Source organism: Pseudomonas sp. SJZ077 (assembly GCF_007993905.1).
Taxonomy (GTDB): domain Bacteria; phylum Pseudomonadota; class Gammaproteobacteria; order Pseudomonadales; family Pseudomonadaceae; genus Aquipseudomonas; species Aquipseudomonas mandelii.
In genome coordinates this window covers 1-18,956 of the sequence record NZ_VIUJ01000024.1, presented here as the reverse complement: position 1 = coordinate 18,956, position 18,956 = coordinate 1, and the positions used below count along the sequence as shown (strand labels likewise).

Sequence of the window (18,956 nt, the reverse complement as noted above, 5' to 3'; positions counted from 1 at the left end):
CCCCGTCGCCTGACACAAAGCCTTCGCGAGCAGGCTCGCTCCCACAGGGACCATGCCCACGCTAAAAATGCAGTGACGTCCAAACCCGTGAAAGCCGCACAAAAAAGCCGACATCTCTGTCGGCTTGATTGTTGTGGATCACTGCTTCGGCGGTTCCGCCGGTTTCGGTGCCGGGTCTTCGAAGATATTCAATCGCTCACGAAGCTCATGGGCCGGCAGCGGTTGTTTATCCGCCGGCAATGCGTTCGGATCGACCGGCGTGGCCGGCACTTCGCCCGGACCGCCCTGCCCTTGCGTTGGCGCAGGTGCCGGTTCAACGCCTTGCGAACCTTCGATGGCGCGTTGGGCCTTTTTGGTCAGCACCACGATGTCGATCCGGCGATTGACCGGGTTGAACGGGTTCTCGCGATCGAACAGCGCGGACGAGGCATAACCGACCACCCGCGCCACTTGCTGATCCGGATAGCTGCCGGCGACCAGGGCACGGCGGGCAGCGTTGGCACGGTTGGCTGAGAGTTCCCAGTTACCAAAATCACCGGTGCCCGAGTACGGCTTGGCATCGGTATGGCCGCTGATGCTGATCTTGTTCGGCACCGCTTTGATGGTGTCGGCCATGGCCAGCAGGATGTCTTCGAAATACGGTTTCAGACGCGCTGAGCCTGAGTCGAACATAGGCCGGTTTTCCGCGTCCATGATCTGGATGCGCAAGCCGTCCTGTGTGATTTCGAACAGGATCTGGTCCTTGAATTTTTGCAGCTGCGGGTTTTCATCAACCTTGTTCTGCAATTCTTGCAGCAACAGTTCCAGGCGTTCCTTCTCCACCTGTTCGGCCATGCCTTCGACCTGGTCGGTGTCGACGGTGACTCGGTCCGGCTGCGGCTGAGACTTCACCTCAGGGTTGAGGGTGTTCTCCGGCGCCAGGGTCGGGGAGCCGCCCAGATCGATGATGTATGGCGTGCCGCTTTCGGAAAAACCGACCGGGTCCTTGAAGTAACCGGCGATGGCAATCTTCTGTTCCGGCGTGGCGGTGGACAGCAACCACAGCACCAGGAAGAACGCCATCATCGCCGTCGCGAAGTCCGCGAAGGCGATTTTCCAGGAGCCCCCGTGATGTCCGGCCGCGTATTTTTTTACGCGTTTGATGATTATCGGCTGGTTGTTTTCCATGACTTAGCGACCGCGAACCGCTTGTTCCAGCTCAGCGAAGCTAGGACGGTGCGCCGGGTACAAAACCTTGCGGCCGAATTCCACTGCCAGCGATGGCGGCATGCCGGAAGCCGAAGCAACCAGCGAAGCCTTGATGGCTTCGTAGACGTTCAGCTCTTCCTTGGCTTCGTGGGCCAGGGCATGGGCCAGCGGGCCGAAGAAGCCGTAGGCGGCGAGAATACCGAAGAAAGTACCTACCAGTGCCGCACCCACGTGTAAGCCGATCATTTTCTGATCGCTTTCACCCAGGGAGGCCATGGTCACCACGATACCCAATACGGCCGCGACAATACCGAAGCCAGGCATGGCGTCGGCGATGCCGTTCACGGCGTGGGACGGGTGATCGAGGTCTTCCTTGAGGCTGGTCAGTTCCATGTCGAACAGACCTTCGAGCTCATGGGGCGCCATGTTGCCGGAGGACATGATGCGCAGGTAATCGCAGATGTAGGCGGTCATGCGGTCATCTTTCAGAACCGCAGGGTACTTGGCGAAGATCGGGCTCGCGGCGGCGTCTTCGATGTCGCCTTCGATCGCCATCATGCCTTCGCGGCGGCTCTTGTTGAGGATCTCGTAGATCAGGCCCAGCACTTCCAGATAGAACGTGTGGTTGAAGCGCGAACTGAACATTCCCAGCGCTTTCTTGAGAACGAGTTTGAACATGTGACCTGGGTTGGCCTGCAGGAATGCACCGAGGGCCGCACCACCGATAATCATCACCTCGAAAGGTTGAATCAGGGCGGCAATCTTGCCGTGGGAAAGCACGTATCCGCCGAGCACGCTCGCGAATACGACGATGATGCCGATTATTTTAGCCATAGGTAGGAGAGCACTTACTGAGTCGGGTTCAAGGTCATATTCGGAAGTTAAAAAATCTCTTCTTCTACTTATCGGCAAAACTGCGCCAGACTATAGCCAGTTCAAGCGAAAAGCTAATTTAGCCCTCTCTGGGCATAGGTAATGCAGACGATGATCACGTCCAACCATGGCTAACGAAACGAACACCCCTATCCCAAAACCAACCACTCTTGAAGGCTGGGTCAAGCTTCTCGATGGCGTGCGTCTGCCGGTTCCGCAAGACAGTCACGACCGTGTCTGCAAGGCCCTCGCCGACAACCGCAGCTCGATTCGCGACATAGCCGAATTGTTGCAGGACAGCCCGGCCCTGGCCTTGAGCGTGATTCGTGAAGCCAATCGTCATACCCACGGCAGCATGACCGACCCGGCGGAAAACCTTGAGGTGGCGATCAATCGTCTCGGGTTGAAACGCACCGAGGAATTGCTCGCCCGGTTGCCTGCCGAACCGCAATCACAGATCCCGGTGGCGTTGCGTCAGCTGCAGATGATCAGCCAGCACGCGACCCAACAGGCCAACGGTTTTTTTGCCGCTCGCCTGGCGCGGCTCTGGCAGGACATCCACTGGGGCAGCCTGCTGTTTCTCTCGCCGCTCTGGCCGATAGCGCTGACTCATCCGCAGTTGCTCGAAGAATGGGAACTGCGGGTCATTCATAAAGGCGAGTCAGCGCGCAAAGTCGAAAAGGACCTGTTCGGCGTTCGCCTGCTGGACATCTGCCAGGCGCTGGTGGACATCTGGCGCCTGCCAATCTGGGTGCAGCAAGGTTATCGCCTGCTGCTCAACGAGCAGCGCGAACTGGTCAAAGTCCTGCGCATTGCCCGGGACAGCGAGCATCCCTTGCGCCAGCAAAATCGCCTCGATGACGATCCGACCTTGCGTCGCTGGCTCAACCAACCGGCCAATACCGTGTTGCTGGCCAATGGGCTGGCACTGTCGGCGCAACAGGCCTGGGACAGCCCGCACAGCGAGCGCTGGCAATACCTGACCAGCCTTTACCTGCAAATGCCGATGAGCGACGTGCAGCAGCAACTGCATCAACAAGCCGTGAACAGCGCGCACCAGCACGCCATGCCGGACATCTGGCACCCCGCCGTAGCGTTGATCTGGCCCTCGGGCGTGAACCGCATTCACGCCGGGTTGTTGCCGGCACCGGCGCCGACCACCGAAAACCTGACGGCATGGCGTAAACAATGTGCTGAACTGCTGGTCGAGCCGAGCCGCTTCACCAATGCAATGCACTTGACCACGTCGGCCCGGGACGCACTGGTCGCATGCGGTATGCGTCGAGTGATGATTTTGATGGCTGACCGCACCCACGCCAATTTGCGTGCGCATCAAACGGCCGGGCTGGCGAAGGAAGCGGCGGGGCTAAACCTGGTCGTGAGTCAGAGCACCGTGCTGCAACGGTTGCTCTCGCAACAGGCCCAGGTGCGATTGACCCCGGCCAACAACGCCCAGTTCTCGGCGCTGCTACCCGCCAGCCTGCGTGCGCAGTTTCGCGGCGAACACCTGCTGCTGCGCTCGCTGGTCAACAATGGTCGGGTGATCATGGTCGTTGTGGCGGATCAGGGCGGCGGGCCATTCTCGGAAATCACCGTGCAAGCCTTCGGTAAAACCGCGCAGTGCATTGAAAAGGCACTCCATAGCTTTAGCCAGCGCGGTCAATGAATGCTGCGCTACAATCCTCCCTTTTGTGCTCTGGAGACCTCACATGTCTGACTTCTCTGGCTTGGCGCTGGTCATCGAGCCGAGCGACTTGCTCCCTCGCCTTGAGTCCCGCGAACTGATTCTGGTGGACCTGACCAGCAGTGCCCGCTATACCGAAGGGCATATTCCCGGTGCACGCTTTGTCGATCCCAAACGCACACAACTCGGCCAGGCGCCTGCGCCTGGGCTGATGCCACCGCAAGCGGCACTCGAAACGTTGTTCGGTGAGTTGGGACATAACGCCAATGCCACCTACGTGGTCTATGACGACGAAGGCGGCGGCTGGGCCGGGCGCTTTATCTGGCTGCTCGATGTCATCGGCCATCGCAACTACCACTATCTCGACGGTGGCCTGACAGCCTGGCTGGCAGAAGGCATGCCCATGTCGATCCAGATCCCGGCCCTCGCTGGCGGCCCGATTGCGTTGACCCTGCACGACGAGCCGACCGCCACCCGCGAATACCTGCAAAGCCGTCTCGGTGCCGCCGACCTGGCGATCTGGGACGCGCGTGGCCCACTGGAATACTCCGGCGAGAAAGTCCTGGCAGCCAAGGCCGGGCACATTCCCGGCGCGGTGAATTTCGAATGGACGGCCGGCATGGATCAAGCGCGCAACCTGCGCATCCGCACGGACATGCCGCAGATCCTGGAACAACTCGGTATCACCAAAGACAAAGAAGTCATTACCCACTGCCAGACTCACCATCGCTCTGGCTTCACTTATCTGGTGGCCAAATCCCTCGGTTATCCGCGGGTCAAAGGCTACGCCGGCTCCTGGGGCGAATGGGGCAACCACCCCGATACGCCCGTAGAGATTTAAGGTTTTTAAGGACAGTCCATGAATAAGCGTTTGTTTATCCTCAGCCAATACCTGCTGCCTCACCACTTGCTCTCGCGACTGGCCGGCTGCATTGCCGAATGCCGCGTGCGTTGGTTCAAGAATGCCTTTACCGCCTGGTTCGCCAAGCGCTATCAGGTGGACATGTCCCAGGCGCTGGTCGAAGACCTGACGGCTTACGAGCACTTCAACGCGTTCTTCACCCGCGCCTTGAAAGACGGCGCTCGCCCGCTCGATGAAACCCCGGGCGCCATTCTCAGCCCGGCCGACGGTGCGGTCAGCCAACTCGGCCCGATCGAACATGGCCGCGTGTTCCAGGCCAAGGGCCACAGTTTCAGCGTGCTGGAATTGCTGGGCGGTGATGCCGCCAATGCTGCGCCGTTCATGGGCGGCGACTTTGCGACGATTTACCTGTCACCGAAAGACTACCACCGCGTGCACATGCCGCTGGCCGGCACCCTGCGCGAGATGGTCTACATCCCGGGCCGGATTTTCTCGGTCAACCAGACCACCGCCGAAAACGTGCCGGAACTGTTTGCCCGCAACGAACGTGTGGCGTGCATTTTCGACACCGAGCGCGGGCCGATGGCCGTGGTGCTGGTGGGCGCGATGATCGTGGCGTCGATTGAAACCGTGTGGGCCGGGCTGGTGACGCCGCCGAAACGCGAGCTGAAAACCTTCCGTTACGACGAAGCCGCCCGCGCGCCAATCCATCTGGAAAAAGGTGCGGAACTGGGTCGCTTCAAGCTGGGTTCGACCGCTGTGGTGCTGTTCGGACCGGATCAGGTGAAGTGGGCTGAAGGGCTCGGCGCCCTGTCGCCAGTACAAATGGGCCAGGCACTGGGCCTGCCAACAGCCTGATTGGCTAATCCGCCCCGTCGAACGTCTTCGAAGGGGCGGACATTTCGGTAGCGCCGTTACTCTATCTGTCCACGAAAGCCGATCGGCCCTTCGTTGGCGTAGGTATTGGTGCCACTGAGGTTTTTCCCTCCATCACTGGAGGTGACGCTCAACGCCACAACGTTCTGATTATCACGGCCGCCGATGACCCACTTGCCACCCGGATGCCATGGAGCGTCGTTGCCGCCCCACTGATTTTCCACGTTGTACTGGTTCTGGCCCGTGCGCTGAGCCTTGAAGCCAATGGGACCTTCACCCGCGTAAGTCATGGTGCCGGTGAAGCTCTTCCCGCCATCGCCCGATTTGATCTCGATCGCGACCACGTTCTGGTTGTCCCTCGCACCCAACGTCCAGTCTCCGCCCGGATGCCAGGGTGCCGAACTACCGCCCCATTGATTTGCCACTACGTATCTAGACATGAACCTCATCTCCTTGAAGTTACAAGAGACCTGCCCTGCGTAGGCAGCAGGCCGCACGACCGTGCGTATCCAGTCGCACGTGTGTCAGATTAGTAGTACGCCCGGGCAGCACTCGACTGACAGACAAACGGTCGACATCCGTAACTGCTACAGTCAGATCATTCACTGCCCATTTCCCGGTTGGAGTTTTTCTACGGCATGAATGAAACCAGCCCTCACCTGCTGCTACGCGCCCCGATCCCGGCTCAATTGCGCCTGACATTCTGTGAACCGACGCCACGCGACCTCAAGCGCTGGATCGCCAACCTGCCCAAAGCAAACATCGGTGAAACCGCTCGCCTGCTCTATCAAGGCTTGAGCGAACTCAACCAGCTGCTCACCCCCAGCGACAATCGCCTGCAACTGCTCGAACTGTTGCGACCCGAGGTGTATTACGTCTGCAAACACCTGGAACGGCATTTCCTGCACCAGGCGATAGTGCTCGACGAGCGTTCGCGCAAGATCGCCAACCTCTGCCAGGCCCTGCAAAATCATTTGGCGATTGGTTACAAACAGATCGTCGTGCGCATCACCCCGCGCTTCAGCAAGGACCGAGCATCGCTGCTGACCCAAGCGTTGCAGCGGGCGATCCATTGCCTGAACGGGCCGCTGATTCGCTCGACTCAACTGTATTGCCCGGTACCGGAAGGGCTGTGGCTGGAGCTGCATCAGCTGTATCGGATCGCCTGCGCACTCAAACTCCAGCACCTGAGCCTGCGCGATGAGTTGGCCAGCCAGACCAAAACCCTGAGCGTCGAACAGACTTATGTAACCGCCCTGCTGCTGGGCGCCTCCCGCTGCAATCAACTGCGCCAGAACCAGATCGCCCGGCTCGCCGAGGTCTTGGAGCCCTGGAGCCAATGGATAAAGTTGCAACCCGGCCAACCCGCAGACGGATTGTTTGCCGTCGCGCCGGACCTCGACACCGGGCCGCGCTATCGTTCGAAATTCAGGGCCGAGCAGCAGGCCGGTTTGCTGGGGATTGATCCGCAGCCGCTGGTCGCCGCCATCGAAGCGCATCTGCAAGGCAATGACGGCACACCGCCGCTGCCGGTACCGACCGGGCTCAGCCTGGATACCCTGCAACACCTGCACGCTGCCTGGGGCCAGGCGGCCGAACGCAGTTTTCAGCGCACGGTTGGCCAAGGCACCTTGACCTTGTGTGTGGGCATGAGCGCATTGCACTTCTACCTGGGCGGGCAACGTTCGTTCAGCGATATTCTGAAAAACCCCGGTACTCGACTCGCGCAGTTCTCGGCAGCGTCCCCGACGAACCAGGGAAAGGACCAATGGCACCACGCGTTCGACGCCGCCCCCCACGGCAGCGCCGATACCTTGCTGCCCTACGAAGAAATTGAATACCCGCACCTCCAGAGCGACGACGGCCAGGAGGCGGCCGATAACAATCGGCACTTTCCGACTTACGCCCTGCCGGTCATCAACCACAGCCCCGGCGGTTATTGCCTGGCGTGGCCCGACGCGGTGCCCGCCGAGTTGCAGGCTGGCGAAATGATCGGCATCCAGGACTCTGCCAATCAGGGCTGGAGTATTGCGGTGGTGCGCTGGATTCGTCAGGTGCGCGGCGGCGGGACGCAAATGGGGATCGAGCAGGTCGCGCCTTACGCCGAGCCTTGCGGGCTGCAACTGGTGCGAACGCGGGACGACCACAGTCAATATCTGCGCGGCCTGTTGCTGCCGGAAATCAGCGCCATCGACCTGCCCGCCACGTTGCTCGCTCCGCGCCTGCCCTTTCAGGAAGGCAGCAAAGTGCTGATCAACACCAACGGCCAGGAACGCCGCGCCGGGCTGGATCGGCGGGTGGCGAGCACCAACAGCTTCAATCAGTTTGCCTACCGTTCGCTGGAGGCGAGCAGAAACGACAACGCCGCGGGGAGCGGCGTCGAGGAGGATTTCGATTCGTTGTGGAAGTCGCTCTGAGGGTGAATCCAATACCTGTGGCGAGGGAGCTTGCTCCCGTATGGACTGCGTAGCAGTCCTTTTTCGGGGCCGCTTCGCAGCCCAGCGGGACGGTGCGGCGATCCGACAAGCTCCCTCGCCACAAGCGCCTTTCAGCCCTGGGGAGACTCAGAGCTGCCCGTCGCGATCCCGAAAGCCCAGCAGATACAGCACGCCATCGAGCCCAAGGGTGGAAATCGCCTGCTTTGCCGACTGCTTCACCAGCGGCTTGGCGCGGAACGCCACGCCCAGGCCGGCAATTGCCAGCATCGGCAAATCGTTGGCACCGTCGCCGACCGCAATGGTCTGCTCCAGGCGCAAACCTTCCTTGTGCGCCAGCTCCTTCAGCAGATCCGCCTTGCGCTGCGCATCGACAATCGGCTCGACCGCCACACCGGTGACCTTGCCGTCGACCACTTCCAGCTCGTTGGCAAACACATAGTCGATGCCCAACTTGGCCTGCAATTGCTTGGCGAAGTAGGTGAAGCCGCCCGACAGAATCGCAGTCTTGTAGCCCAGGCGCTTTAGCTCGGCAAACAGGGTTTCGGCGCCTTCAGTCAGGCGCAACGAAGCACCGATCGAATCCAGCACGCTGACGTCCAGCCCCTTGAGCAAGGCCAGGCGTTCCTTGAAGCTCGCGCGAAAATCCAGTTCACCGGCCATCGCTCGCTCGGTGATTTCCGACACCTGATCGCCCACGCCCGCTGCCTTGGCCAGTTCGTCGATGACTTCGGCTTCGATCAGCGTCGAGTCCATGTCAAATACCGCCAGGCGGCGGTTACGGCGAAACAGCGAATCTTCCTGAAAGGCGATGTCGACGTTCAGTTCCTGGGCGACGCTGAGGAATTCAGCCCGCAGCGCCTGCGGGTCAGCCGCTTCGCCGCGCACGGAAAACTCGATGCAGCCCTTGCCCTTGTCGGCCGGGGTGTCCAGCGGCATGCGCCCGGACAAGCGATCGATGTGGTCGATGTTCAGGCCATATTTGGCGGTGATCGAGCTCACGGCCTGCAACTGTCCGGCGGTTACTTTGCGGGTCAACAGCGTCACGATGTGGCGCTTTTTGCCCTGATTGCCGACCCACTGCTGGTAATCCCCTTCGGACACCGGGGTGAATCGCACCTGCTGATCGAGCTCGTACCCCTTGAACAGGATGTCCTTGAGCACCGACTTGCCTTGCTCGGTATCAGGAATTTCAACCAGGATGCCGAACGACAGGGTGTCGTGGATCACCGCCTGACCAATGTCGAGAATGTTCACACCACCCTGGGCCAGAACGCCGGTAATGGCCGCAGTCAGACCCGGTCGGTCGACTCCCGTGATGTTTATCAGGACGATTTCGCGCAAGGCGCACCCCCGCAAGTGGAAAAAAACCGCATTCTACCCACTTTCAGTGACCATCGGGCACCGTGAGCGCTTTGCCGGTCTAGGGCCTGTCGCTATACTGCGCGTCAACTTCACGGACAAAAGAGCCGAGCTCAAGTGAACCGGCCCACGCCAGTAAAAACCGATAACTTCTTTCTGCTGATCTTCCGTGCACTGCGCCACCGCCGTGTACCGATTGCATTGCGCATCGCCAGCCATAACGTGATCCTGGTCGCTCTGGCCCTGGTGATCTACGCCTGCGTGATGGGTTTGCAGTTCAAGCAGGCCATGCACGAGCAGGCCGATGCGCTGGGTGAAAGCCTGACCACGCAGACTGCCACGTCCGCCACGGAGCTGTTGGTGTCCAACGACATCCTCAGCCTCAACGTGCTGCTCAACAACCTGACCAAAAACAAGCTGGTGGCCCACGCCGCCATTTACAGCGTGGATAACCGCATCCTCGCCGAAGCCGGTCAGCGCCCCAAGCACAGCCTGCTGGGCGAAGCCGAGGGCATGTACCAGAGCAAGATCACGTTCCAGGACGTCACCGCCGGGCAACTGCGCATCAGCCTGGACATGGATCAGTTCCAGCAGCCCATGACCATCAGCCTGCAAAGCATGGGCATTTTGAGTGCGATTCTGCTGGCCCTGTCCCTGGCCTTGAGCCTGCGCCTGGGCCGGCACATCTCCACGCCGCTGCTGCAACTGCGCGTGTGGCTGCGCAATATCGACGAATACACCCCGGCCACCGAGCGCCAGGACGAGATCGGCGACCTGGCCCGTCAGCTGCACGCCAACTTCGCGCCGGAGCCGGCCGAACCGGAACCCGTGCCGGAGCCGGAATACGACGACAGCGACTATGAAGACGCCGACGATAACGAGCCGTCCTTCGAAGTGCGCAACCTGCGGGATCCGAGTTTCGATGAAAGCAAACCTGTGGCTGGCCTCAAGCCAGCGCCACGGCGCAGTGTCAGCACCGTTGAAGACGACGATGACGACGATGCGTTTGCTGACTTGCGTGATGAATCGGCCGACGTTGCGCCTAAACCGCTCGCCAAACCGGCGATTTCGAACGTGCCGCAGCACAGCGCCGTACTGGCCGTGCAACTGGGCGCTCAAGATCAACTGCGTCGTCTGCCTCGCACCCGCCTGGAAGAACTGCTGAAACGCTATCGCGACTGCCTCGATCAGGCAGCTTCGCTCTATCAGAGCGAACTGCACACCCTGAACGATGGCAGCACGCTGATGCTGTTCCACACCGAAGACAGCGGCGACGATTACCTGACCAACGCAATCTGCTGCGGTGAATTGCTGCGAGCCTTGGGTCATCAGTTGCAGATTGAAGTTGCAGACAGCGGCATCACCCTGCAATTGCAGCTGGGCCTGACGCTGGGTGATGAGCTATTCGGTCTGAGCCAGATCGACCTGCTGCTGACCGAAGCCGCTCAGGATGCCCTGGCCTTGTCGCAACACAGCCGCAACCTGCTGCTGGTGGAGCGCAAGATCGGTGACGACGCGCTGATACGCCAGCGTGCGCGGATCCGCCCGATTGCCAGCCCTGAGGGTGCGTGCTGTGTGGAGCGGTTGATGGAGCCTTATCCGTCGATGCTGGAGCGACAACTGGCGCGGATGCATGAGCGTCGGGCGTAAGCCTTAAACCCCTGAAGTGAAGAAGCCCGCAGACGAGTGATCGTCTGCGGGCTTTTTTGTTGCCTGTGTCCCGGCCTCTTCGCGAGCAGGCTCGCTCCCACAGGCCCTGCGTCGTTCGCGCGATAGGTGTACGACACAAAACCTGTGGGAGCGAGCCTGCTCGCGAAGAGGCCAGGACAAGCGACAGATATCTGCCCCCTGCAGAAACAACAAAGCCCACATCACTGCGGGCTTTGTTCTTGGATCAATCCAGGCTTAGAACCTGAACACTTCCATATCGGTCCGGATCGGCGAGGCCATCGGGATCTTCGGCTGTTTCTCTTGCTCTGCCGCGGGAGCCACAGGCTTCGGAGCAGGCTTTTTGGGTGCTTCAGCGATCGGCGGTTGATTAGCCAGTGGCTTGAGCGCCACGGACAATTGCTCGGCCAGACGCTGCAGCAACACCCCTTGAGCCTGAACCTGAGCCGCCGTGCCGCCTGCGTGCTGCTCTTGCAGGTGAATGATGCGGTTATCGCGAACCTGGCCACGACGGTCGATCAGGCGCCATTGCGCATCCAGGATCGCCGGTTGCGATTCGCCCGAGTCCAGACGAGTAATCGTCAGCAGCACCTGGACATCCGGCGTGAAGCCGAGGGTCGCAGGCGCCAGCACAACCCGCTGACTGTCCAGATGGCCCGCCACCTGACGCAGCAACAGCTGATCAACGTCCGACGACAGGCTTCCAGCCCAACGACCGTCGGTCGACGCCTGAAGGCTGCCATCCGGCTGTCGCTGCAACAAGGTTTCGCGTTGCAGGTAATCCGCAAGCGTTACCGGGCCGAGTAATACCGCCATGCCGGCGCTTTGCGCAGGCTGAACCGGACTTCCGCTGTCCAGTTGATACAGCGACACCGGCTGGTGAACGCTGCAACCCGCCAGGCCAAGAACGCCAGCGAGCATCAAAATAAAAGGAAGGCGCAGAGCAGTCATCGTCCCATCCAGGTGGTTGCCACAAGGCTAACCACAGTGAAAATACTCAATAAATATGAAGAACGCTCGGCCACGCCGGCGCTTGAAAGGCCATATCATCCGTGAATATGCGTTCCGACTCCAGCGGCAAAGCGTCGATCTACGCGTTAAATCGCAGATCGAGCGCTCTAGGCCGCTTAATTGAGGTTTTCGACGAGCAGCGCATCGACCCGCTGGAAGCCACGTGGCAGTTTGTTGCCACGACGACCACGCTCACCTTTGTAGTGTTCGAGGTCGTCCGCTTTCAGGGACAACGTACGTTTTCCGGCCTGAAGCACCAACGTGGCGCCCTCCGGCAGTACGGCGATGTCCGTGACATATTCTTCGCGACTGGCCACACGCTCACCGTTGATCCCGATGATTTTGTTGCCTTTGCCCTTACCTAATTGTGGCAGATCACTGATCTTGAAGATCAGCAGGCGACCTTCGGTGGTCACCGAGGCCAGCCAATTGTTCTCGCGATCGGTCACCGGGCGCGGAAGAATGACCTTCGAGTTGTTCGGCAAGCTCAACAACGCCTTGCCCGCCTTGTTCTTGGCTTGCAGGTCTTCACCCTTGACCACGAAGCCGTATCCGGCATCGGAGGCGATCACGTACAGCGAATCGTCTTCCGGCATCAGCACGCATTCGAAACTCGCCCCTGGCGGCGGCGTCAGACGGCCGGTCAACGGCTCGCCCTGGCCACGGGCCGATGGCAGCGTGTGGGCCGCCACCGAATAACTGCGACCGGTGGAGTCGATAAACACCGCAAACTGGTTGGAGCGACCCGGTGCCAACGCCTTGAAACCATCCCCGGCCTTGTAGGAAAGCCCGGTGGCGTCGATCTCGTGGCCTTTGGCAGAACGCACCCAGCCTTTTTCCGACAGCACGACTGTCACTTTCTCGTTCGGCAGCAGATCGTGCTCGGTCAGGGCCTTGGCTTCGGTGCGCTCGACGATGGGCGAACGACGGTCGTCGCCGTAGGTTTCGGCGTCCTTGATCAGCTCGGTACGTACCAGTTTTTTCAGCTTGGCTTCGCTGCTCAGCAGGGCTTGCAGCTTGGCTTGTTCCTTGAGCAGTTCATCCTGCTCGGCGCGCAGCTTCATCTCTTCCAGTCGCGCCAACTGACGCAAACGGGTGTCGAGGATGTAGTCGGCCTGGATTTCGCTCAGGGCGAACCGTGCGATCAGCGCGGCTTTCGGGTGTTCCTCGGTACGGATGATGTGAATCACTTCATCCAGGTTGAGGTAGGCAATCAACAAACCGTCCAACAGGTGCAGGCGACGCTCGACCTTGTCGAGGCGGAATTGCAGACGACGACGCACGGTTTGAACGCGGAATTCCAGCCACTCCACCAGCAGCGCACGCAGGTTCTTCAGCTGCGGTTTGCCGTCCAGGCCAATGATGTTGATGTTGACCCGGTAGCTCGACTCCAGCTCGGTGCTGGCGAACAGGTGTTGCATCAGCGCATCGTGGTCGAAATTCTTCCGCGCGCCCGGAATGATCACGATCCGGCACGGGTTCTCGTGGTCGGATTCGTCGCGCAGGTCAGCGATCTGCGGGGCTTTGGACGGTTTGGCCTGCATCATCGCCGCGATCTGCTCCAGCACCTTGGCGCCCGAGACTTGATGCGGCAGCGCGGTGACGATGATGTCGCCGTCTTCAATGTGGTACACGGCGCGCATGCGCACCGACCCCTTGCCGGTTTCGTACATTTTCAGCAGATCGGCACGAGGCGTGATGATTTCCGCTTCGGTCGGGTAATCCGGGCCCTGGATGTGCTCGCAGAGCTGCTCGACCGTGGCTTTGGGTTCATCGAGCAAGCGCACGCAGGCTGTCGCGACTTCGCGCAGGTTGTGCGGCGGTACGTCGGTGGCCATGCCCACGGCGATGCCGGTGGTGCCGTTGAGCAGGATGTTCGGCAAACGCGCCGGCAACACCAGCGGCTCGTCGAGTGTACCGTCGAAATTCGGCCCCCAGTCCGCCGTGCCCTGGCCCAGTTCGCTGAGCAGCACTTCGGAATAACGCGACAGCCGCGCCTCGGTGTAACGCATGGCGGCGAAGGACTTGGGATCATCCGGCGCACCCCAGTTGCCCTGGCCGTCGACCAGCGTGTAGCGATAGCTGAACGGCTGGGCCATCAGGACCATGGCTTCGTAGCAGGCCGAATCGCCGTGCGGGTGGAATTTACCGAGCACGTCACCGACGGTACGCGCCGATTTCTTGTGCTTGGAGTCGGCGTCCAGCCCCAACTCGCTCATCGCATAGATGATGCGCCGCTGTACCGGTTTCAGGCCGTCGCCGATATGCGGCAAGGCACGGTCCATGATCACGTACATGGAGTAGTTGAGGTAGGCATTTTCGGTGAAGTCAGCCAGTGACCGGCGTTCTACACCGTCCAGGCTGAGATCAAGGGAGTCGCTCATGCGGGCCTCATCGGTTCGTTGTCTGGCGCAGCAGCATGGTGCCACCGCGCTGGGTAAATTCAAGTTTGTTCAGCGCGCTCATACCGAGCAGCACTTGCTTGCCATCCAGGCCTGGCACGACGATGGCGCGCACATCACGCAGCACAATGTCGCCCAGTTGCAGCCGGTCGACGCGGGTTCGATAACCCTCGGTACGACCGTTGGCGGTGCTCAGGGTCACCCCGAAGCCTTGTTCCAGTTTCAGCCGTTCGGCCATTTGCGCCGGGATTGCCACATCGGTTGCCCCGGTATCCAGCATGAAATCCACCGGCTGGCCATTGATCTGGCCGCTGGCGACGAAGTGCCCCTGGGTGTTGCTGGCCAGTTTCACTTCAATAAAACCTTCGCCCTGCTCCGAGCTGACGACCACATTGGGATTTTGCTGCCGATCCTCCCACTGGCCGAAAAACCGCGTCGCCAGGAACAGGGCCGCGCACCAGGCCAGCACCATGAACACCCGACCGGCACGCTTTCCCGGCGTTTGCTGGCTCACGGCTTGGCACTCCAGCCACCTTCAGGCGCGGCGAAGCGCCAAACGACCGGGCGAACCTCGCCATCGGCGCGGGCATCGTTGTTGTTGTCGGTGCCGACCCAGGCACCCTCGGCGTCGACCATCAACGCTTCAGTCAGACCAAACGGATTTTGATAGCGGCGGTGTTCCTGCAAGGCTTCATCGGCAAATGACCAGCAGCGCTCGACCTTGGCCGTCTCCGGGTCGCGGCGGCAGATCTGGTAAGCGTTGCGTTCAAGGGTAAACAGCTTGCCGTTGAACAGCGATACATCGGCAAAGTCCCGAGTCACGGCTTTGGCCTGTGGAAACTGTGCCGGCTGCATTTCTTTCCCCGCCTCGCTCAGCAGCACGCAGCCACCGTCGCAATCCCACACCGTCTGTTTGCGCTTGATCAGCAACAAGCCACGGCTTTGACGCTCGGCGGCGAGCCACAATTGATCGCCCGCCGGATTGATCGCCAGCCCCTCGAACAGCGCATTGAACTGCAACAGCATGCCACTGGCCCGAGCTTCGCGAACCAGCATCGGCGAGATCTTCAGCCAGGACGACGGCCCAACGGGCGGCACTTGCAGGATCGCGGCATGGGACTCGCTGACGATGTAGCGATTACCCGCGCTGTCGCAAGTGATGCCTTCAAAATCCAGGTCCCCGCCCCGTACAAACGCCGCGACCCAGGCCCGCGAACGCAACCCCCAGGGCAAACCGCTGTCCGGCACCGCCGGCACGCCGATGCCCACGGTTTCGGCCTGCCAGACCGTGTCGCGGGTATCGAGACGGTAGATCTGGTCATCGTCGCGATCGGAGACCGTCCACAAGTCTTTGCCGCACTGGGCCAACCCCGACAGATTGCCGCCGCGCATGCCGTCGACGGGATGCTCGGACAACAGGCGCAACTGCGGTGCCGGTTCGGAAAGCGCCGAAACGGAGGTCAGAAGTAACGCACACGCCAGGGCAAAGCCAGCCCGCATCAGCCAAGAACCTCGGCGAGGTTGCCTTTGGATTCCAGCCAGGATTTGCGGTCACCGGCGCGTTTCTTCGCCAGCAGCATATCCATCATCTCCGAGGTCGCTTCGAAATCGTCCAGCGTCAACTGCACCAGACGCCGCGTGTTCGGGTCCATGGTGGTTTCGCGCAGTTGCGGCGGGTTCATTTCACCCAGGCCTTTGAATCGGGTGACCTGCGGCTTGCCGCGTTTCTTCTCGGCCACCAGGCGATCGAGAATGCCATCGCGCTCGGCTTCATCGAGGGCGTAGTAAATCTCTTTGCCCAGGTCGATGCGGTACAGCGGCGGCATCGCGACGTAAACGTGACCGGCATCCACCAGCGGGCGGAAATGCTGGACGAACAAGGCGCAAAGCAAGGTGGCGATGTGCAGGCCGTCGGAGTCGGCGTCGGCGAGAATGCAGATCTTGCCGTAACGCAGCTGGCTCATGTCCGCCGCGCCCGGATCGACACCGATGGCCACGGCGATGTTGTGCACTTCCTGACTGGCCAGCACTTCGCTGCCGTCGACTTCCCAGGTGTTCAGAATCTTGCCGCGCAACGGCAGGATCGCCTGGAATTCCTTGTCCCGCGCTTGTTTGGCCGAACCGCCGGCGGAATCACCTTCCACCAGGAACAGCTCGGAACGCATCGGGTCTTGCCCGGCGCAGTCGGCGAGTTTGCCCGGCAATGCCGGCCCGGCGGTGATGCGCTTGCGCTCGACCTTCTTGCTGGCCTTGAGACGACGGCCGGCGTTGTTGATCGCCAGTTCCGCCAGCAGCATGCCGGTTTCCGGATGAGCGTTGAGCCACAGGCTGAACGCATCCTTGACCACACCGGAAACGAACGCCGCCGCTTCACGGGACGACAGACGTTCCTTGGTCTGGCCGGAGAACTGCGGTTCCTGCATTTTCATCGACAGCACGAACGCAATGCGTTCCCAGACGTCTTCCGGCGCCAGCTTCACACCGCGCGGCAACAGGCTGCGGAATTCGCAGAACTCGCGCATCGCATCGAGCAAGCCCTGACGCAGACCGTTGACGTGAGTGCCGCCCTGCGCCGTCGGGATCAGGTTGACGTAGCTTTCCTGCACGCTGTCGCCACCTTCCGGTAACCACAGCAGCGCCCAATCGACCGCTTCCTTGTTACCGGCCAGGCTGCCGCAGAACGGCTCGTCCGGCAGGCGTTCGAATTCGCTGACGGCGTCAACCAGGTAGGAGCGCAGGCCGTCTTCGTAATGCCATTCGACTTTCTCGCCGGTGGCCTTGTCTTCAAAACTGACCAGTAGCCCCGGGCACAGAACGGCCTTGGCCTTGAGCACGTGCTTGAGGCGGCTGATGGAGAATTTCGGTGAATCGAAGTACTTCGGGTCCGGGGCGAAGAACACGCTGGTGCCAGTGTTGCGCTTGCCGACGGTGCCGATCACTTCCAGCTCGGTTTTCTTGTAACCGTCGGCGAAAGTCATCTGGTATTCGTTGCCGTCGCGCTTCACGCGCACCCGGACTTCGGTCGACAAAGCGTTGACCACCGAAATACCCACCCCGTGCAGACCGCCGGAGAACTGGTAGTTCTTGTTGGAAAACTTGCCACCCGCATGAAGCTTGGTGAGGATCAGCTCGACGCCCGACACACCTTCTTCCGGGTGAATGTCCACCGGCATGCCACGGCCGTCATCGCTGACTTCCAGGGAGTGATCGGCGTGCAGGATGACCTGCACCGACGTTGCGTGCCCGGCCAAGGCTTCGTCGACGCTGTTGTCGATGACTTCCTGGGCGAGGTGGTTCGGCCGACTGGTGTCGGTGTACATGCCGGGGCGTTTGCGCACCGGGTCGAGGCCCGAGAGGACTTCGATGGCGTCTGCGTTATAAGAGCTAGCGCTGGGAGTGGCCATGGGGTCTCGTCGTCCGCCTGTCAAAAAAGTGTTCTGTGAAAAAGAGACGACGACTCACAGTGCTGTGAAATCGATCGCCTGATACAAATCTGCGCCGATACCGGCAAAACTCAGCATTGCCGGCAGTTGCGCGGCAAAACCCTGGAAACTATGGTCGCCGCCGGCCTGGATGCGCAAGGCACAGGCGCGGTAATACTGCTGGGCGAGGCGATAGTCCAGCGTTTCGTCGCCGGTCTGCAACCACACCTGATACCGCTGCGGATCCTGGGGCGCCGGCACTTCCAGCTCGGCCAGGGCCGTCACGTGGTCGTGGGTCAATTCCCAGGCCTCATCGGTATACAGGTTTTTCTGCGTCCCCAGATACCCGTCAAACATCCGGTGCGGACTGACGGCAGGGTTGATCAACAGGGCCTTGAGGCCATGGCGCTCGGCCAAGTGAGTCGCATAGTAGCCGCCGAGTGAGCTGCCTACCAGCAGTGGCCGCCCAAGCTCTTCAATCGCCTTGTTCAGCTGACCGATGGCTTCGCGCGGGTGGTGATGCAAGGCAGGAACGCGCAACTGATCGCTCAAACCCAGGCGGTCCATCACTTGCACCAACTGCGTGGCCTTTTTTGACGAAGGCGCGCTGTTGAAGCCGTGGATATAAAGGATCGAACCGGACATTTGAGCTCCCTGTGCGTCGGTAAAGAACGCAGAGTTTACAGGGAGTCGAGGGGATCGGGATATGCATGGCGGGCATGGGGGTCTGGGTAGAAGCCATCGCGGGCAGTCTTGCTCCTACAGGGGAATGTGGGTACCTGCAAGAGATTGGTCGGCTGTCAGGCCGTCTTCGCGGGCAGCCTCGCTCCTACAGTGGAATGGGTGTACCTGTAAAAGAGATTGGTCGGCTGTCAGGCCGTCTTCGCGGGCAAGCCTCGCTCCTACAGTGGAATGTGGGTACTTGCAAAAGAGATTGGTCGGCTGTCAGGCCGCCTTCGCGGGCAAGCCTCGCTCCTACAGTGGAATGTGGGTACCTGAAAAGAGATTGGTCGGCTGTCAGGCCGCCTTCGCGGGCAAGCCTCGCTCCTACAAGGGGTTCGCTGTACACGCTTCGCTCTTCACCACTCATCAGGCCGAGCGTTAGCTCGCCTGCAGCTCTTGATCTTGATCTACCCGCCCCTTTCGGGAGGCTGAGTGGAGGTGTTCATCCGG

At 60.9% G+C, this 18,956-nt stretch carries 15 protein-coding genes; 5 read left to right on the top strand and 10 right to left on the bottom strand.

Annotation, left to right across the window (positions count from 1 at the left end; genetic code table 11):
• Positions 1–138: 138 nt before the first annotated feature.
• Together motB and motA are read right to left on the bottom strand one after the other, a co-directional pair.
• Positions 139–1,167, bottom strand: a complete 1,029-nt coding sequence (gene motB, locus FBY01_RS26970; RefSeq protein ID WP_145310216.1) for a flagellar motor protein MotB — start codon at positions 1,165–1,167, stop codon at positions 139–141.
• A 3-nt stretch (positions 1,168–1,170) separates the two neighbouring features.
• On the bottom strand, positions 1,171–2,022 hold the full coding sequence (gene motA / locus FBY01_RS26965) for a flagellar motor stator protein MotA (RefSeq protein ID WP_010464213.1): 852 nt from the start codon (positions 2,020–2,022) through the stop codon (positions 1,171–1,173).
• A gap of 166 nt (positions 2,023–2,188) precedes the next feature.
• On the opposite strand from motA, the gene FBY01_RS26960 reads away from it, so the two are divergent.
• Genes FBY01_RS26960 through asd form a run of 3 tightly spaced genes read left to right on the top strand, consistent with a single transcriptional unit; the run spans position 2,189 to position 5,465 of the window.
• Complete coding sequence (locus tag FBY01_RS26960) at positions 2,189–3,727, top strand: HDOD domain-containing protein (RefSeq protein ID WP_145310213.1); 1,539 nt, start codon at positions 2,189–2,191, stop codon at positions 3,725–3,727.
• 43 nt (positions 3,728–3,770) lie between these two features.
• On the top strand, positions 3,771–4,586 hold the full coding sequence (locus tag FBY01_RS26955; protein ID WP_145310211.1) for a rhodanese-like domain-containing protein: 816 nt from the start codon (positions 3,771–3,773) through the stop codon (positions 4,584–4,586).
• A gap of 18 nt (positions 4,587–4,604) precedes the next feature.
• Positions 4,605–5,465, top strand: coding sequence for an archaetidylserine decarboxylase (gene asd, locus FBY01_RS26950; protein ID WP_083375180.1), 861 nt, complete (start codon positions 4,605–4,607; stop codon positions 5,463–5,465).
• 56 nt (positions 5,466–5,521) lie between these two features.
• Here the strand turns inward: asd and FBY01_RS26945 are convergent, their stop codons facing one another.
• On the bottom strand, positions 5,522–5,923 hold the full coding sequence (locus tag FBY01_RS26945; RefSeq protein WP_042932429.1) for a hypothetical protein: 402 nt from the start codon (positions 5,921–5,923) through the stop codon (positions 5,522–5,524).
• Positions 5,924–6,121: 198 nt separating this feature from the next.
• Here FBY01_RS26945 and FBY01_RS26940 point away from each other — a divergent pair, with 198 nt between their 5' ends.
• Positions 6,122–7,900 (top strand): molecular chaperone, encoded by a 1,779-nt coding sequence (locus FBY01_RS26940; protein WP_145310209.1) that lies wholly within the window; start codon positions 6,122–6,124, stop codon positions 7,898–7,900.
• Between the two features lie 147 nt (positions 7,901–8,047).
• On the opposite strand, the gene serB is transcribed toward FBY01_RS26940, so the two are convergent.
• Complete coding sequence (serB, locus tag FBY01_RS26935) at positions 8,048–9,262, bottom strand: phosphoserine phosphatase SerB (protein ID WP_010464223.1); 1,215 nt, start codon at positions 9,260–9,262, stop codon at positions 8,048–8,050.
• 135 nt (positions 9,263–9,397) lie between these two features.
• Here serB and FBY01_RS26930 point away from each other — a divergent pair, with 135 nt between their 5' ends.
• On the top strand, positions 9,398–10,930 hold the full coding sequence (locus FBY01_RS26930; protein ID WP_077750230.1) for an AhpA/YtjB family protein: 1,533 nt from the start codon (positions 9,398–9,400) through the stop codon (positions 10,928–10,930).
• 255 nt (positions 10,931–11,185) lie between these two features.
• Here FBY01_RS26930 and FBY01_RS26925 read toward each other — a convergent pair whose 3' ends face one another.
• The 6 genes from FBY01_RS26925 to FBY01_RS26900 form a co-directional block, all read right to left on the bottom strand.
• Positions 11,186–11,899, bottom strand: coding sequence for a membrane integrity-associated transporter subunit PqiC (locus tag FBY01_RS26925; protein WP_010464228.1), 714 nt, complete (start codon positions 11,897–11,899; stop codon positions 11,186–11,188).
• Positions 11,900–12,075: 176 nt separating this feature from the next.
• Complete coding sequence (parC, locus tag FBY01_RS26920) at positions 12,076–14,343, bottom strand: DNA topoisomerase IV subunit A (RefSeq protein WP_010464231.1); 2,268 nt, start codon at positions 14,341–14,343, stop codon at positions 12,076–12,078.
• A 7-nt stretch (positions 14,344–14,350) separates the two neighbouring features.
• Entirely contained in the window at positions 14,351–14,875 is a 525-nt protein-coding gene (locus tag FBY01_RS26915; RefSeq protein ID WP_077750229.1) for a TIGR02281 family clan AA aspartic protease, read from the bottom strand.
• Positions 14,872–15,861 carry an esterase-like activity of phytase family protein gene (locus FBY01_RS26910; RefSeq protein WP_145310207.1) on the bottom strand — a complete coding sequence of 330 codons (990 nt, stop codon included), beginning with the start codon at positions 15,859–15,861 and terminating at the stop codon, positions 14,872–14,874. The genes FBY01_RS26915 and FBY01_RS26910 overlap by 4 nt, the downstream gene beginning before the upstream one ends.
• Entirely contained in the window at positions 15,861–17,765 is a 1,905-nt protein-coding gene (gene parE / locus FBY01_RS26905) for a DNA topoisomerase IV subunit B (protein WP_010464236.1), read from the bottom strand. Before parE ends, FBY01_RS26910 begins: the two co-directional genes overlap by 1 nt.
• A gap of 54 nt (positions 17,766–17,819) precedes the next feature.
• Positions 17,820–18,428, bottom strand: a complete 609-nt coding sequence (locus FBY01_RS26900) for a YqiA/YcfP family alpha/beta fold hydrolase (RefSeq protein ID WP_083375184.1) — start codon at positions 18,426–18,428, stop codon at positions 17,820–17,822.
• Positions 18,429–18,956: the final 528 nt, after the last annotated feature.